Raw genomic sequence first — 14,842 nt, forward strand, 5'->3', positions numbered from 1 at the left:
GCCAGTTTTTCTGGCCAGCCATTTTTTGTTCAGTCGTATTTGGTGCCGTTGACAATCACGTAGCCCGGTATCCCCCATGAACGACCGGTGCCGCGGTGTGTCCAGTCCACGCCCTGCTGGCGGGCGGAATCGTAATAATAACGGCCAACAACCTCGACCTGATCTCCCTTGGCAACCCACGGCCATGTGGGTGTATGCATTTCGTCCAGATTGGTGACAATCCGAATGGAAATGTTGGGCGCGACCGTTATGTAAAAATAACCATGTCGGCCGCTACGGGTCTGTTTGGCTGTTTGCGAAAGGGCGAGCACTGTTCCGCAAATATGCACAGCGGCATCTGCTTTTGGGCCGCCATTTTCAAACGCCTGCTGTTTGGCCAGAAAATCCTGATTATCGCATGTATCAGATACGGAAGTGGGCTGGCTTGTGCTTGCGTGTTTGTGCCGTGCCAGTGCGGGGTTGCTCAGGCTGGGCAGGCTCAGTGCGGTGCATAGGGCCAGTAGGGTCATGCGGTTTGCAAAATGGGTCATGGGGCACCTTATGGTGGCTAAGGGGTTGATCTGATTTTGTTCATGACCGGGAGGTCAGGTGCTGTCAAATACCCGTGATTATGGAGAAATAGACTGGTCGTCAGGAGTTTACAGATCATAATAATTTAGGCAGAACAGGGGAATACAGCATATTCTGCTGTTGTTTTGGCGAAAATGGTTGTGTGTCCCATACGCCATATTGTTTCGATACCGGATTGAAAGACATATCCCGCATGCAAGACGATATTCTAAAACTTGCTTACGAAGTCTCTCAGATGACGCGGGAAAAAATTCATCTGATTGCTTCAGTCATGAACGAAGCCAAGTTTCTTGCCATCAACACACGCATAGAGGCCGCACGCGTTGGGCAGGCTGGTGCCGCGTTTGGCCTGCTGGCAGATGAAATGGGGCGTATTTCTACCCGTATTGTTGGCATTGCGTCCGAATTGCGCAGCGCAACAGACAGCAGCACTGACCGCCTGTTAAAAGCAGGGAACGACCTGCTTTTGCGCGGCAAGGGCGAGCGTATGACCGATCTGGCCCTGAATGTTGTGGATCTGATTGACCGCAATCTGTACGAGCGTTCGTGCGATGTGCGGTGGTGGGCGACAGATAGCGCTGTGGTGCAGGCGCTGGAGAGTGCTACCCCCCAAGCGTACCAGTATGCGGCGGAGCGGTTGGCGACAATTTTGAAATCTTACACTGTTTATCTTGATCTTTTTATTGTCGATCCAAAGGGGCAGGTTGTGGCGTGTGGTCGCCCGCAAACCCATCGCTCCCTTTTGGGGAGTGATATGTCGGGCGAGCCATGGTTTGTAAAAGCCATGCGTACGCAAAGTGGGGAAGAATACGCCGTGGCGGATGTTAACCGCGTGCAGGCACTCAATAACGAACAGGCCGCCATTTACAGCACGGCCATTCGTGCGGGGGGCGAGGCGCGCGGGCAGGTACTGGGCGTTCTGGGTATTGCTTTTGACTGGGCGCCACAGGCAGAGGCCATTGTTCATGGTGTGCGTTTGTCTGATGTGGAGCGCGGGCAGACAAGGGTTATGCTGGTAGATGCCGACAAACGTATTATTGCATCCTCTAACGGACGCGGTGTGTCGGGGGAGCATTACAAATTTACTCCGCATGATGAGCGGGGTTTTTACGTCAGCGAGGACAAGCTGATCGCGTATGCCCATACCCCGGGTTACGAAACCTATAAAGGGCTGGGTTGGTACGGAGTATTGGAAACATCTTTATAAAAACAATGTTTTTATAAAAGGGGAGGTAACGCCCCTGTAGCGTAATGTGTGCCCCTGCGCGGGTCTGTGACCCGAACAGGGGAAATACTTTTTAGGGTTTTTCCTGCAACAGGCGTGTGCGGTAGTCATCTAGCTGGTGCATGACATCGGGGTTGGGCTGCGGTGTAATCTGCCGCAGATTGTGCAGCGCGCGAATAATGGTGCCAATGACCACAAGGCGTGCGTACCATTTGTGGTTGGCGGGCACGATAATCCATGGCGCATGTGGGCGGGCCGTCTGGGCTATGGCGTCCTGATAGGCGGTTGCGTAATCATCCCAGTATTCACGCTCGTGCAGGTCGGATGGAGAGAATTTCCAGCGTTTTTCAGGAATATCCAGCCGGGCCAGCAGGCGTTCGCGCTGCTCCTCGCGTGAGATGTTCAGGAAGAATTTGAGCACAATTGTGCCCTGCCTGCTCAGATAATGTTCAAGGTGGCGAATATCGCTGTAACGCCCTTCCCAGAATTCAGGCGTGTCGAGTGCGCCGGGCAGGTGTCCGTTTTTAAGCAGTTCGGGGTGTACGCGGCTGACCAGAACATCTTCATACTGGCTGCGGTTGAAAATAACGATGCGCCCGGCCTGTGGTGCGGCGGCATGAATGCGCCACAAAAAGCCGTGCAGCAGGTCGGTCGGTCCGGGCTGCTTGAAGGAGGTTACGGCCACCCCCTGTGGATTAACCCCAGACATAACATGCTTGATCGTGCCGTCCTTACCAGCCGCATCCATGCCTTGCAGAATGATCAGGAGCGAGTGGGTCTGGTTGGCGTACAGCAGTTCCTGAAGGTCCTGTAACAGACCCTTGACCTGCCGGAGCAGTTTTTTGCCTGTTTCCTTGTCCAGCCCCAGATGACCATCATCATCGGGGTTATGGTCGGTAAGGCGGAACTTGCTGCCATCCGTGACCTTGTAACTGTCCAGTGCGTTCAAAAAGCGGGAGAGGGTGTTCATGGACATGTGTCCTGAAAATTGATCAGTATGTGTCGGATGCATAGAATTACAGACAACAGTTGCGCTGGCAATCTTGCCAAAAAAGGAAGTGTTTCTCATATCTTGGTGGATGGCATTCGCAAACCTGACTCAACCCGCCCCCTCTGTTATGGATAATGGCCTTTCGCTGGCAGGTATGCTGCTGGTGGCAACGCCCATGTTGGGGGGCACCCTGTTTGGGCAATCCCTTATTTACATATGCAGCCACACTCCGGATGGGGGCGCTATGGGGCTTGTCATCAACAAGCGTCTGCCCCGCCCGGATTTTGATGACCTGCTCGAACAATTGCAGATCGAACCCGTGCCACCCGCCAGGCGGATTGGTTTATGCGCTGGAGGTCCGGTGGAGGAGGGGCATGGCCTTGTCCTGCATTCTGCTGAATGGAGCGGGCAGGACAGCCTGCGGATTACAGATAACGTGGCCCTTACGTCCAGCATGGATGTGCTGCAAGACATTGCCCAAGGCGGTGGCCCGCAGGATGCGCTGCTGGCTATGGGGCATGCAGGCTGGGCGGCAGGGCAGCTTGAGCAGGAAATTCTTCAGCATGATGCATGGCTGGTCGTGCCTGCCACGCGGGAGCTGATTTTTGGCATGGACCATACCGTTAAATGGCGGCGGGCTTTGGCCTCCATCAACATTGATCCTGCACGCCTGAGCGGGCAGACCGGCCACGCCTGAGTGGGGTTATGAAGGGGCCATGCCAACAACGGTATGGCCTGAGCATGGTTCAGTAAGGGTCCATGTGCGTCGGTTCGGTCGGTTTTCTGGCCCAGCGCCACGCACTAATGCCCTGGCGGGCCAACTCGCGGTGCATGATCATGATCGGCCATTGGCCAGAGCCTTTGTAATGCCCCATGCCATCGGGGGCGGACAGGCGTGTGGCCAGTGCTTCCACTAGCGTGACCGAGCGGTGTCTGCCGCCCGAGCAGCCAATGGCAATGGTTGCATATTTTTTGCCTTCCTGCACAAAGCGCGGCAGCACAAGCTGGAGCATGGTGTGGATCTGGTTGAGGAAGGGCAGGTAATCCGGGTCGTGGGTGACGTAGGTCGCAACATCCGCATCCAGTCCGGTTTTGGGGGCCAGTTCTGGCACGTAGTGCGGATTGCGCAGGAAGCGGGCGTCAAACACAATATCCGCCTCCCGCGGTAGGCCCGCTGGGTAGGCAAAAGACATAAGCGTTACGGTCAGCCCTTCGCCTGCGCCACCAGCCCATGGGCTAAAGCGGCTTTCCACAAACTGCCGCAGGTCTGGTGGTGGCATATCGGTTGTATCAATCACCAGATCAGCGGCGGCCCGTAGGGGGGCAGTCAGGGCGACCTCGGCTTCTATGCCTTCTTTTACGCTGCTATGGGGGGCCAGCGGGTGCCGCCGCCGGGTGGCGGTGTAGCGGCGTAGGAGCACACTTTCGTCGGCTGTGGCGTAAATGAGTTCCACGCGCAGGTGTGGGTTCACCCGCAGGCGGGCCAATGCCGCCAGCACGGCGGAGGCATCAAACCCACGGGTGCGGGAATCGACCCCAATGGCAACGGGCCGCTCCGCACGGGCGACAATATCGTCCAGCATGTGCAGTGGGGGGTTGTCGATCACCTCGTGGTCAAGGTCTTCCAAAATTCGCAGAATGGAAGACTTGCCCGCCCCGGACAGACCAGACACCAGCAAAATGCGGCGCGGAACCGACGTTTCATCCGCCATATGCATGGACGGTTCTTCCTTTTTACTGTCCAGACAGATGCCCGCCCCGACCGGGCGGTGGGTGGCATATGGTGTGCACTTCGGATGCGGCGCGAGTTTAGAGCAGTTTTGTAGCGGAAGAGAAGGCGTTCTGCTCAGACCAGCTATACCGGATGTTAACAAATATGGCCCATAGGCCAATGGCGGCGCATTTGTTACGAAAGGGAAAATTGCGATTGCGCGCCCTGTGCCTTACATCATCATTCCGTGATGAAAGATAAAACCCTGACACGGAACGCGCGTTCCGTCGCCAGTCGCCCGCGTGTTGTGCAAACGACGGGCGGCTATGTGCTTGCCGGGCTGCATGCCCCCCAGTTCCGGGGTATGGAACTGGCCGACCAGTGCCGGGTCGCCTTTGAGGAAGCCGTGACCTTGCTCAAGGCGCATGACCTGAGCCTGAGTGATGTCAGCCGTATTGTCTGCCACATTGCGGATGCGGACGAATTTCCCGCCAGTTTTCCGGTATTCCGCCAGTTTTTCCCTTCTACATCACCGGGTATGACCATGATGTGGGTTAAGGATGCTCCCTCTTCTGTGCCTAAACTCGTGGTGGATCTGATCATCACGGTGCCAGAAGTGGAAGGGATCGGGGCAGAAGCCGGGTTCTGAGCAGTTGTGCCAGACCACGCCTAGCGTGGCGGCAGGCTGAGAACACGCGGGAGTTCGATCATAAACTGGGCTCCCGTGATATGCCCTTTGTGGTCATGCAGGTTCTCCACGGCAATGTTGCCATGCAGCGCCTCTACAATCTGGCGGCTGATGGACAGACCCAGACCGGAATGCTGGCCAAAATTCTCGTTTTTGGGGCGTTCGGAATAAAAGCGGTCAAAAATGGAATCCAGCTTGGCCTGCGGAATCCCCGGTCCTTCATCCGACACGCAAATCCGTACCATTTTGCCATTGGCCGCCGCATGCAGGGTAATCTGCCCATCGGGCGGGGAAAACGATATGGCATTGCCGATCAGGTTGCGCAGCACCTGCACCAGACGGTCTTCCACCGCCAGCGCGGTGAGCGGGTGTTCGGGCGTGTCATCCTGCACATCGGTTATGATCACCGGCTGGCCTTCCTGACGTGTCGCCTGATGAATTTCCGCCAGAACCGCCAGAAGTGGGCCAATAGCCACGGGCCTTGCCTTGGCGCGCGACATTTCCGCGTCCAGTCGGCTGGCGTCGGAAATATCGGTAATCAGCCGGTCCAGCCTGCGGACGTCATCGTTAATAATGGTCAGCAGGCGGCGCTGCTGGTTCAGGTCCTCTATGCGCAGCAGGGTCTCAATAGCTGAACGGATGGAGGTCAGCGGATTCTTGATTTCGTGGCTGACATCGGCAGCAAAGCGCTCAATGGCGTCCATGCGTTTCCATAAGGCCTGCGCACTGGCCTGAAGGGCGCGGGCGACATCGCCAATTTCGTCCCGGCGGGCGAGCAGGCGGGCGGGCACCGTGCCCGTACGCCCCGTGGTGTCGCGCATGACCTGCGCCGAGGCCGCCAGACGCAGCAACGGTCGGGCAATAGTGAGCGAGAGATACCACGAGAGCAGGACGGTGAGGACCAGCGCCAGAAAAAAGAGCGAGAGAATGGTCGAGCGGATGGCGAACAGCGAGCGGTCCACCTGCGAGGCCACACGGGTAAGCTGGATAACGCCTACCGTCCACCCATCACGCATAACGGGTTCGGCAACCGTAATAATCAGCCTGCCGCGCGCGGTGCGGCGGATATAGGGGGGGGCTTCGGGCGGTGGATGGTCGGCGCCGTCAAGCCGTTGCGGGTGCGCAGGCCGGTCGGGAATATCTTCCTCATCGGTATTGAGGGTGACAATGCCGGGATTATGGCCCGACCACAGCCATGTAAGAAACCGCTCATAGATGCCGGGCTGGAACGCGGGCGGAAAAGGAATGGTGTGGGAGCGGAAGTGATGGGGTTCTGGCGGAGTGTCCAGTGTGTCGGCGACATCAATCAGGTTATCGGCCACCAGTCGTCCATCAGGGCCAAACAGCCGCGCATGGGCATTGGGGCTTGGTTCGGTCAGGCGTTGGAGCAGCGGGCGGGCCAGAGCCGCTTCCAGCTCGTACCCCCGGTCCTGTAACTGGGCGGCATGGGGGTGGGCGGCGCGCACCGCACTCTGCCCCAGTGCTCCGGCGTAAATGCGGGCCTGTTCGCGCAGGGCTGTCACCTCTGTTGCCAGCAGGCTGTTGCGGAACTGGTTGAGGAACAGCACCGTAAGCCCCAGCAGGGCCAGCGGCAGAATATTTACCAGCAGCACACGGCGCATAAGGGGGGAGACCAGCCGGGTGCGGGAGGCCTGATAGGCCGCCGTGGCTTCCACCCCGCCATTGTGCGGGCGCTGGCCGGGTATGCGCAGGCTGCGCGCCCGTGCAAACAGGTGTGCCAGCAGGGGGGGGCGGTTGGTCATGCCCTTGGGTCAGTCTTCCTTGTAGCGGTAGCCAATGCCGTACAGGGTTTCGATCTGGTTGAAGTCATCATCCACCTGCCGGAACTTTTTGCGGACGCGTTTGATGTGGCTATCGATTGTCCGGTCATCCACATACACGGTGTCCCCATAGGCGGCGTCAATCAGCTGGTCGCGGGATTTGACCAGACCGGGGCGCTGCGCGAGGGTTTTGACCAGCAGGAATTCGGTTACGGTCAGGGGAACATCCTCCCCTTTCCATGTGCATTTGTGCCGCAGTTCATCAAGCGAAAGGTTGCCACGGGTCAGTGCGCCACCCCCTGTGGGTGCGCCGTTGGCTTCCGCCCGGCTGACCTCGTTGCGGCGCAGCAGGGCGCGAATGCGCTCCAGCAGCAGGCGCTGGGAGAAGGGTTTGGTAATGTAGTCATCCGCTCCCAGCCGCAGGCCCATGAGCTGGTCGACTTCCTCATTTTTGGAAGACAGAAAAATGACAGGCAGGTTGGAGCGCGTGCGCAGGCGCTGCAAAAGTTCCATGCCGTCCATGCGGGGCATTTTAATGTCCAGAATGGCCAGATCGACCGGGTAGGCCGTTAGTCCCTGCAATGCCGACTCGCCATCCGTATAGGTGCGGACGTTAAAGCCTTCCGCCTCCAGGGTCATCTGAACCGATGTCAGAATATTGCGATCATCATCAACCAGCGCAATTGTCTGCTTGGTGCGCTCTGTCATCGTTTGTGTGTTCCTTCCCTTGCCATCAGCGCAAGCTGTTTAGCTTAGGCGCCGCAAGCTTCCAATGCCAAGAGGGCGAATGGTGTAATGGGCGCTTTTTTCCCGCCAAGGGCTGCCGTGCGCAAAATCCTGCATTGCAGGGGGCCAACGGGTCTTGTCGGCCGGGGCGGTGTTGCCTACTTCTTGCTCCATGACCCATGATACAGAACCCACACAGGTCGAGACCCCGGTAGATCCGGCTCCGGCCGAACAGGCGGCCCCCCAGCATGAGGGGGCTGCCGAGAGTGCAGCCGATGCACGCGTGCATGAGCTTGAACGCTCCGTTACGGAGTTCAAGGAAAAATGGCTGCGTGCGGAAGCCGAAAATCAGAACCTGATGGCCCGCGCCAAGCGCGACGTGGACGATGCCCGCCAGTACGCGGTGCAGAAGTTCGCCCGTGATGTGGTGGAAGCAGCCGAAAACCTGCGCCGCGCACTCGACAGCCTGCCCGCCCCGACAGAGGGTGAGGATACGGTTGTGACCAAAATGCGCGAGGGGATTGAAAGTACGGAACGTTCCTTCCTGTCCATTCTGGAACGGCACGGAATCAAAAGCGACAACCCCGCTGGCAAGGTGTTTGACGCCAATCTGCATCAGGCCATGGCCGAACAGCCCAGCACCGAGCATACGCCCGGTACGGTCATGCAGGCATGGACACCAACGTGGACATTGCATGGCCGCCTGCTCAAGCCCGCCATGGTGGTTGTGGCCAAGGGTGGCAGCGCGCAGTAACACTTGAACGGCGGGAGAGAAAAAACCTTCCCGCCGAGTGGTTTTTCCTCCTTGAAAAAGGGAAAACCGCACCATACATCAGGCTTGTCATTCTGGTTGCGCCCCGACATTGGTCCGGGCACAGTCGGTTACGATAAAAAAGGGCCTTATCGGATGCTTCGGGTCGGATAAGGTCGCTAAAAGGAGCACGAAATTGAGCAAAGTCATTGGTATTGACCTCGGCACCACCAACTCCTGCGTGGCCGTGCGCGAAGGTAACGAAACAAAAGTCATCGAAAACAGCGAAGGCGCACGCACAACGCCGTCCATGGTCGCTTTCACCGAAGGGGGTGAAATGCTGGTCGGGCAGGCTGCCAAGCGTCAGGCTGTTACAAACCCCACCAACACCCTGTATGCCGTAAAGCGCCTGATCGGCCGCCGCTTTGACGATGCGACCGTCCAGAAGGACAAGGGCATGGTCCCTTACGCCATTGTTAAGGGCGACAACGGCGATGCATGGGTTGAGGCACGCGGCACAAACTACGCGCCTTCCCAGATTTCCGCCTTCATTCTGGGTAAGATGAAGGAAACCGCAGAATCCTATCTGGGTGAAAAAGTGACGCAGGCCGTTATTACGGTTCCCGCGTACTTTAACGACGCCCAGCGTCAGGCAACCAAGGACGCAGGCCGTATTGCCGGTCTGGAAGTGCTGCGCATCATCAACGAACCGACCGCTGCGGCTCTGGCTTACGGGCTGGAAAAGAAAAGCGGCGGCACCGTGGCTGTGTATGACCTTGGTGGCGGCACGTTCGACGTTTCCGTGCTGGAAATTTCCGATGGCGTGATCGAAGTGAAGTCCACCAACGGGGATACGTTCCTGGGTGGGGAAGACTTTGACAACCGCATTATCGGGTTCCTGGCAGACGAGTTCAAGCGCGAACAGGGCATTGACCTGCGCTCCGACAAGCTGGCTCTGCAGCGCCTGAAGGAAGCAGCGGAAAAAGCCAAAATCGAGCTGTCCTCCTCCAAGGAAACCGAAATCAACCTGCCGTTCATCACGGCCGATGCTTCCGGTCCCAAGCACCTTGTGGTCAAGCTGACCCGCGCCAAGCTGGAAAGCCTTGTGGATGATCTGATCAGCCGCACGCTTGAACCTTGCAAAGCCGCACTGAAAGATGCCGGTCTGTCCGCTTCGGGGATTGATGAAGTCATTCTGGTCGGCGGTATGACCCGCATGCCCAAGGTGATCGAAACGGTTAAGGAATTCTTTGGTAAGGATCCGGCCCGTAACGTAAACCCTGACGAAGTGGTTGCCATTGGCGCCGCCATTCAGGGTGCTGTGCTCAAGGGTGATGTCAAAGACGTTCTGCTGCTCGACGTAACGCCGCTGTCTTTGGGGATTGAAACGCTGGGTGGCGTGTTCACCCGTCTGATCGACCGCAACACCACCATCCCGACCAAGAAGAGCCAGGTGTTCTCCACGGCGGAAGATAATCAGGGTGCTGTGACCATTAAGGTCTATCAGGGCGAGCGCGAAATGGCGGCTGATAACAAGCTGCTTGGCAACTTTGACCTGACCGGCATTCCCGCCGCACCGCGTGGCGTGCCCCAGATTGAAGTGACCTTTGATATTGACGCCAACGGCATTGTGTCCGTTTCCGCCAAGGACAAGGCAACCGGCAAGGAACAGCAGATCAAGATCCAGGCCTCTGGTGGTCTGTCGGATAACGACATCGAAAAGATGGTCAAGGACGCCGAAGCCAACGCAGCAGCCGATAAGGCCAAGCGTGAGCAGGTGGAAGCCCGCAACAGTGCGGAATCCCTTGTGCATCAGGTCGAAAAATCTCTGGCTGACGTGGGCGACAAGGTGCCTGCGGCAGACAAGACCGAAGCCGAAGGTGCTATTGCTGCCGTTAAGTCCGCTCTGGAAGGCACGGATGTGGAAGCACTCAAAAGTGCAACCGAACGTCTGACGCAGGCCGCCATGAAGGTGGGTGAAGCCGCCTACAAGGCCGGTCAGGAAGCTGAAGGCGCAGAAGGCGGTGCCGCCGCAGGTGCCAAGGCTGATGAAAAAGACATCGTTGACGCCGACTTTGAAGACGTGAACGAAAACAAAAAGTCCTGATCGGACGCATGCAGACTATGGGGCCATGTCAGCAGCATGGCCTCGGTGCATCATTTTTCTGGCGTCCGTGCTTTTTATAAGGCGGACGCCTTTTTACATTTTACAATCTGGACAGATGCTGTGCTCATGCAAGAGGCAGCCCCAAGAGGACTTTCATGGCTACTCAGCTTGATTACTACGAAATTCTTGAGGTAACCCGCACGGCCTCTGGTGAGGATATTAAAAAAGCCTACCGCAAAATGGCCATGAAGTTTCATCCCGACCGCAATCCGGGGGATGATGCAGCGGAGGCCAAGTTCAAGGAAATCAATCAGGCTTACGATGTGCTCAAGGATGAGCAGAAGCGCGCCGCCTACGACCGCTTTGGCCATGCCGCGTTCGAAGGGGGTGGCCCCGGCCCCGGTGGGTTTGACTTTAACGGATTTGGTGGCGGTGGTCTGGGCGATATTTTCGAACAGATGTTCGGAGATATGATGGGCCGCCGTGGTGGGCAGGCCCGCAGTGGCAACGATATTCAGACCCATGTTGAAATCACGCTGGAAGAAGCGTTTGCCGGTGTGGAAAAAGATGTGCGGGTTATTACCCGTGTCGCTTGCGAATCCTGCCATGGCACCGGCTCCAACAGTGGTGCGTCCGGGGTGGAAACCTGCCCAAGCTGCCATGGTGCGGGCAAGGTGCGTGCGCAACAGGGATTTTTTGTGGTGGAACGGGCCTGCCCGACCTGCCATGGCGCTGGCCGCGTGGTCAAGGACCCCTGCAAGGCCTGCCGTGGGGAAGGGACCGTGGAGCAGGAACGCACCATAAAAGTGCAGATTCCCGCAGGGGTGGAGGATGGTACCCGCATCCGCCTGACAGGCGAGGGCGAGGCCGGTGGAAATGGCGTGCCATCAGGTGATCTGTATGTGCATGTCTCCGTTTCCGAACACTCCATTTTCCAGCGCGATGGGGCAAATGTATATTGCCGTGTGCCCCTTCGCATGGCGCAGGCGGCACTGGGTACCGAGATTGAAGTGCCTGTGATTGATGGCAGCCGCACCAATGTTAAAATTCCGGCAGGTACCCAAACGGGTGCGCATTTCCGCCTGCGGGGGAAGGGGTTCTCTGTCCTGCGCTCCAGTGCGCGGGGGGATATGTATATTCAGGTCACGGTGGAAACACCGCAGGTTCTGACCAAGCGCCAGCGCGAACTGCTGGAGGAATTTGAGAAAGAAGCGGGCGAGGACATCAAACACAGCCCCGAGCACACCGGCTTTTTCCGCCGTGTGCGCGATTTTTTTGAAGGATCGGAATAAAATACATGCGCATTGGTATCGCAGGAATTACAGGCCGCGTTGGGCGTTTGTTAATTGAGGAAGTGCTTGCCGCGGGTGCAACCGTGGCCGGGGGCACAACGCGCGCACCTGAGCAGGCCGAGGGCCTGCCTGCGGATATCCCTCTGTTCAGAACCATGTCCGAACTGGCTGAAAACTGCGATGTGGTCATCGACTTTACCCATGCGGACACGGTTGTAAACAGTGCCAAGTCTCTGGTCGGTACGGGTGTTGCGTGGGTGCTGGGCACAACAGGGCTGTCCGCACTCCAGAGCAAGATGCTGGAGGAGGCATCAAGCTACGTGACTGTGGTGCATGCCGCCAATTTTTCGCCCGGTGTCACGCTGGTGCAGCGCCTTGCCCAGATGATGGCAAGCGCCTTGCCCGCAGACTCCTATGATGCGGAAATTCTGGAAATGCATCACCGGCAGAAGGTAGACGCCCCCTCTGGCACGGCGCTTGCCATTGGTCAGGCCGTGGCGCGTGGCCGTGGTGTGGTGCTGGCAGATGTGCGTGAAAGCGGGCGAGATGGCCTGACAGGCCCCCGTAAACCCGGAGCAATCGGTTTTGCCGCCCTGCGTGGCGGGCAGATTGTGGGCGAACATGACGTTCTTTTCACATCGGCGGATGAGCAGATCACCTTGTCTCATCGTGCGTTTGACCGGCGCATTTTTGCAACCGGTGCCGTGCGGGCTGCATTGTGGACAAAAGGGCGGGATGTCGGCCTTTACAGCATGGAAGACGTGCTGGGCCTGCCCCCGTTATAAGTCTTTCGGGTCTGGGGTGGGCTGTGCCCCGCGTTGTGTGCAGGGCTGAAAACAGGGGCTTGTCTTGTGCGCTGGTGGCGTATGGCCCTTGACCATTACTTTCTATAACGCCATAGGATGCCGTCCCCTTTTTTTGGGGATGGTTACCTGTTTTCTTTTTTCACTGGCGTGGGGCGAACGGCACCATCATGCGTAAAGACGGCGATTTTCTGTTTACTTCGGAATCGGTTTCCGAAGGTCATCCCGATAAAGTTGCTGACCGGATCAGCGATACCGTTCTGGACGCGTATCTGGCGGCAGACCCGGAAGCCCGCGTGGCGTGTGAAACGCTGGTAACGACCAACCGTATCGTTCTGGCTGGCGAAGTGCGTGGTCCCGATTCCGTTACCTCCGAGCAGCTTATCCATCTGGCCCGTGAGGCTGTGAAGGACATCGGGTACGATCAGGCTGGCTTCTCCTGGCGTCATGCCGAGGCCTCCAACTACCTGCATGCTCAGTCTGCTGACATTGCCGTTGGTGTGGACAGCACATCGGACAAGGACGAAGGTGCGGGCGATCAGGGCATCATGTTCGGTTATGCCTCTAACGAGACAGATACCCTCATGCCTGCGCCGCTGTATTATGCGCACCGCATCCTGCACACCATCCGTGACCTGCGTCGCGCTGGTGACCCGCGCGTTGCTGGCCTGCAGCCCGATGCCAAAAGCCAGGTAACACTGCGTTACGTGAACGGCCGTCCTGTTGGCGCCACCTCTGTTGTGATTTCCACACAGCATGATGAAGGGGCCGACCAGAAGGCCCTGCGTGAGCGTCTGCTGGACGTGACCCGTGGCGTGCTGCCCGAAGGCTGGATGCCGCCGGAAAGCGAATTTTACGCCAACCCGACCGGCGTGTTCGTTATTGGTGGCCCCGATGGGGATTGCGGTCTGACGGGCCGTAAAATCATTGTGGACACCTATGGTGGCGCAGCACCGCATGGTGGTGGCGCGTTCTCTGGTAAGGACCCGACCAAGGTTGACCGTTCTGCGGCCTATGCCTGCCGTTACCTTGCCAAAAACGTGGTCGCTGCCGGTCTGGCTGACCGTTGCACCATCCAGCTCTCTTACGCCATTGGCGTGTCGCATCCGCTCTCCGTTTACGTGGATCTGGATGAAAGCGGCAAGGATGTGGATGAAGCCCGTCTGGGTGAAATCCTGCGTGAGGTCATGGACCTGACGCCGCGCGGTATTCGCAAGCATCTGCGCCTGAACCGTCCGATCTATGCAACGACATCCGCTTATGGCCATTTTGGCCGTACACCGGACGACAAGCTGGATACCTTTACGTGGGAACGCACCGATCTGGTGGACGCCCTGCGCAGCACCCTTAAGCGCTGATATAAAGGGCGCGAGTTCATGACGGAGGCAAAAGGCCAGAGCGTTGCTGGCCAGCCCGAAGCAGTGGATGTAAAGCCCCCGCCGGAAAGGCTGTATGGCCGCCAGCGTGGGCATCCCCTGCGCCCCCGTCAGGAACGCCTGCTGGACGAAACGCTGCCACGCCTGCGGTTCCCGCTGGACAGGGCAGCTAACCCAGCCTCTGTTTTTGGCCATGCGCCAGAGCAGATCTGGTTCGAGGTCGGCTTTGGTGGGGGCGAGCATGTGCTGGCCCAGACCAAAGCACACCCCGAAGTTGGCTATATAGCCTCCGAAGTTTTTCATAACGGTCTGTGTTCGCTGCTGAACAAGCTTGTGCCTGTTGAGCAGGAAGCTACCGCCCCACTGCCGGGCATGCTCCGCCTGTGGGATGATGACGCGCGGCTTGTGCTGCGAGCCTTGCCCGACGCCAGTCTGGACCGCCTGTTCCTGATGTTCCCTGACCCGTGGCCCAAGGCCCGGCATGCCAAGCGCCGTTTTGTGCATCCGCAGAATGTGGCGCTGTGTGCCCGTGTGCTCAAACCCGGTTCTGTCTGGCGTGTTGCCAGCGATGACCCGACCTATCAGGCATGGGTGCAGGAAGTTATGTCCGCCCAACCGTATTTTGAGGCGCCTCCACCGGCCACCACCCGGCCCGATGGATGGTTCCCCACCCGGTATGAGGCCAAGGCCATAGCGGCTGGTCGCCAACCGTTGTACTGGACGTTTACCCGCCGTTAGGCTGCGTCCATCTTCTTTGTTTCGGCTGGTTGCCTCCGCGCGGCATGTTGGCTAATCAGCCGCATTACGTTTTTTGCCGTGCG

14 protein-coding genes are annotated in these 14,842 nt (G+C 58.2%); 9 read left to right on the forward strand and 5 right to left on the reverse strand.

What is annotated here, in order from left to right:
- Nucleotides 1-29: 29 nt before the first annotated feature.
- Nucleotides 30-530, reverse strand: a complete 501-nt coding sequence (locus AABE20_RS09175; protein WP_338332772.1) for a hypothetical protein — start codon at nucleotides 528-530, stop codon at nucleotides 30-32.
- A gap of 233 nt (nucleotides 531-763) precedes the next feature.
- Between AABE20_RS09175 and AABE20_RS09180 the strand changes: the two genes are divergently transcribed.
- Nucleotides 764-1,777 carry a cache domain-containing protein gene (locus AABE20_RS09180; protein ID WP_338332773.1) on the forward strand — a complete coding sequence of 338 codons (1,014 nt, stop codon included), beginning with the start codon at nucleotides 764-766 and terminating at the stop codon, nucleotides 1,775-1,777.
- 91 nt (nucleotides 1,778-1,868) lie between these two features.
- On the opposite strand, the gene AABE20_RS09185 is transcribed toward AABE20_RS09180, so the two are convergent.
- A complete protein-coding gene (locus AABE20_RS09185; RefSeq protein WP_338332774.1) occupies nucleotides 1,869-2,765 on the reverse strand; it encodes a polyphosphate kinase 2 family protein in 897 nt (298 codons plus the stop codon).
- 109 nt (nucleotides 2,766-2,874) lie between these two features.
- Here AABE20_RS09185 and AABE20_RS09190 point away from each other — a divergent pair, with 109 nt between their 5' ends.
- Complete coding sequence (locus AABE20_RS09190; RefSeq protein WP_338332775.1) at nucleotides 2,875-3,483, forward strand: YqgE/AlgH family protein; 609 nt, start codon at nucleotides 2,875-2,877, stop codon at nucleotides 3,481-3,483.
- A 49-nt stretch (nucleotides 3,484-3,532) separates the two neighbouring features.
- Here AABE20_RS09190 and rapZ read toward each other — a convergent pair whose 3' ends face one another.
- Entirely contained in the window at nucleotides 3,533-4,504 is a 972-nt protein-coding gene (gene rapZ, locus AABE20_RS09195) for an RNase adapter RapZ (protein ID WP_338332776.1), read from the reverse strand.
- Nucleotides 4,505-4,747: 243 nt separating this feature from the next.
- On the opposite strand from rapZ, the gene AABE20_RS09200 reads away from it, so the two are divergent.
- Nucleotides 4,748-5,146 carry a RidA family protein gene (locus tag AABE20_RS09200; RefSeq protein ID WP_408740858.1) on the forward strand — a complete coding sequence of 133 codons (399 nt, stop codon included), beginning with the start codon at nucleotides 4,748-4,750 and terminating at the stop codon, nucleotides 5,144-5,146.
- 20 nt (nucleotides 5,147-5,166) lie between these two features.
- Here AABE20_RS09200 and AABE20_RS09205 read toward each other — a convergent pair whose 3' ends face one another.
- Both AABE20_RS09205 and AABE20_RS09210 read right to left on the reverse strand, forming a co-directional pair.
- Nucleotides 5,167-6,948, reverse strand: coding sequence for an ATP-binding protein (locus AABE20_RS09205; RefSeq protein ID WP_338332778.1), 1,782 nt, complete (start codon nucleotides 6,946-6,948; stop codon nucleotides 5,167-5,169).
- 9 nt (nucleotides 6,949-6,957) lie between these two features.
- Nucleotides 6,958-7,674, reverse strand: coding sequence for a response regulator transcription factor (locus AABE20_RS09210; RefSeq protein WP_086646319.1), 717 nt, complete (start codon nucleotides 7,672-7,674; stop codon nucleotides 6,958-6,960).
- 190 nt (nucleotides 7,675-7,864) lie between these two features.
- Between AABE20_RS09210 and AABE20_RS09215 the strand changes: the two genes are divergently transcribed.
- The 6 genes from AABE20_RS09215 to trmB all read left to right on the forward strand — a co-directional run bounded on the left by AABE20_RS09215 (nucleotide 7,865) and on the right by trmB (nucleotide 14,759).
- Nucleotides 7,865-8,446: a nucleotide exchange factor GrpE gene (locus AABE20_RS09215; RefSeq protein ID WP_338332779.1), complete on the forward strand. Its 582-nt coding sequence runs from the start codon at nucleotides 7,865-7,867 to the stop codon at nucleotides 8,444-8,446.
- Nucleotides 8,447-8,639: 193 nt separating this feature from the next.
- Entirely contained in the window at nucleotides 8,640-10,550 is a 1,911-nt protein-coding gene (gene dnaK, locus AABE20_RS09220) for a molecular chaperone DnaK (protein ID WP_338332780.1), read from the forward strand.
- A 155-nt stretch (nucleotides 10,551-10,705) separates the two neighbouring features.
- Nucleotides 10,706-11,842, forward strand: coding sequence for a molecular chaperone DnaJ (gene dnaJ, locus AABE20_RS09225; protein ID WP_338332781.1), 1,137 nt, complete (start codon nucleotides 10,706-10,708; stop codon nucleotides 11,840-11,842).
- 5 nt (nucleotides 11,843-11,847) lie between these two features.
- Complete coding sequence (gene dapB / locus AABE20_RS09230) at nucleotides 11,848-12,627, forward strand: 4-hydroxy-tetrahydrodipicolinate reductase (RefSeq protein ID WP_408740833.1); 780 nt, start codon at nucleotides 11,848-11,850, stop codon at nucleotides 12,625-12,627.
- A gap of 188 nt (nucleotides 12,628-12,815) precedes the next feature.
- A complete protein-coding gene (gene metK, locus AABE20_RS09235) occupies nucleotides 12,816-14,003 on the forward strand; it encodes a methionine adenosyltransferase (protein ID WP_338332782.1) in 1,188 nt (395 codons plus the stop codon).
- 18 nt (nucleotides 14,004-14,021) lie between these two features.
- Nucleotides 14,022-14,759, forward strand: a complete 738-nt coding sequence (gene trmB / locus AABE20_RS09240; RefSeq protein WP_338332783.1) for a tRNA (guanine(46)-N(7))-methyltransferase TrmB — start codon at nucleotides 14,022-14,024, stop codon at nucleotides 14,757-14,759.
- Nucleotides 14,760-14,842: the final 83 nt, after the last annotated feature.

The organism is Acetobacter zythi (genome assembly GCF_963921165.1).
Taxonomy (GTDB): domain Bacteria; phylum Pseudomonadota; class Alphaproteobacteria; order Acetobacterales; family Acetobacteraceae; genus Acetobacter.

Excerpts from the sequence above, each read along its gene's own strand:
- AABE20_RS09175 (WP_338332772.1), bottom strand. The coding sequence starts at position 530 with ATGACCCATTTTGCAAACCGCATGACCCTACTGGCCCTATGCACCGCA.
- AABE20_RS09180 (WP_338332773.1), top strand. The coding sequence starts at position 764 with ATGCAAGACGATATTCTAAAACTTGCTTACGAAGTCTCTCAGATGACG.
- AABE20_RS09185 (WP_338332774.1), bottom strand. The coding sequence starts at position 2,765 with ATGAACACCCTCTCCCGCTTTTTGAACGCACTGGACAGTTACAAGGTC.
- AABE20_RS09190 (WP_338332775.1), top strand. The coding sequence starts at position 2,875 with ATGGCATTCGCAAACCTGACTCAACCCGCCCCCTCTGTTATGGATAAT.
- rapZ (WP_338332776.1), bottom strand. The coding sequence starts at position 4,504 with ATGCATATGGCGGATGAAACGTCGGTTCCGCGCCGCATTTTGCTGGTG.
- AABE20_RS09200 (WP_408740858.1), top strand. The coding sequence starts at position 4,748 with ATGAAAGATAAAACCCTGACACGGAACGCGCGTTCCGTCGCCAGTCGC.
- AABE20_RS09205 (WP_338332778.1), bottom strand. The coding sequence starts at position 6,948 with ATGACCAACCGCCCCCCCCTGCTGGCACACCTGTTTGCACGGGCGCGC.
- AABE20_RS09210 (WP_086646319.1), bottom strand. The coding sequence starts at position 7,674 with ATGACAGAGCGCACCAAGCAGACAATTGCGCTGGTTGATGATGATCGC.
- AABE20_RS09215 (WP_338332779.1), top strand. The coding sequence starts at position 7,865 with ATGACCCATGATACAGAACCCACACAGGTCGAGACCCCGGTAGATCCG.
- dnaJ (WP_338332781.1), top strand. The coding sequence starts at position 10,706 with ATGGCTACTCAGCTTGATTACTACGAAATTCTTGAGGTAACCCGCACG.
- dapB (WP_408740833.1), top strand. The coding sequence starts at position 11,848 with ATGCGCATTGGTATCGCAGGAATTACAGGCCGCGTTGGGCGTTTGTTA.
- metK (WP_338332782.1), top strand. The coding sequence starts at position 12,816 with ATGCGTAAAGACGGCGATTTTCTGTTTACTTCGGAATCGGTTTCCGAA.
- trmB (WP_338332783.1), top strand. The coding sequence starts at position 14,022 with ATGACGGAGGCAAAAGGCCAGAGCGTTGCTGGCCAGCCCGAAGCAGTG.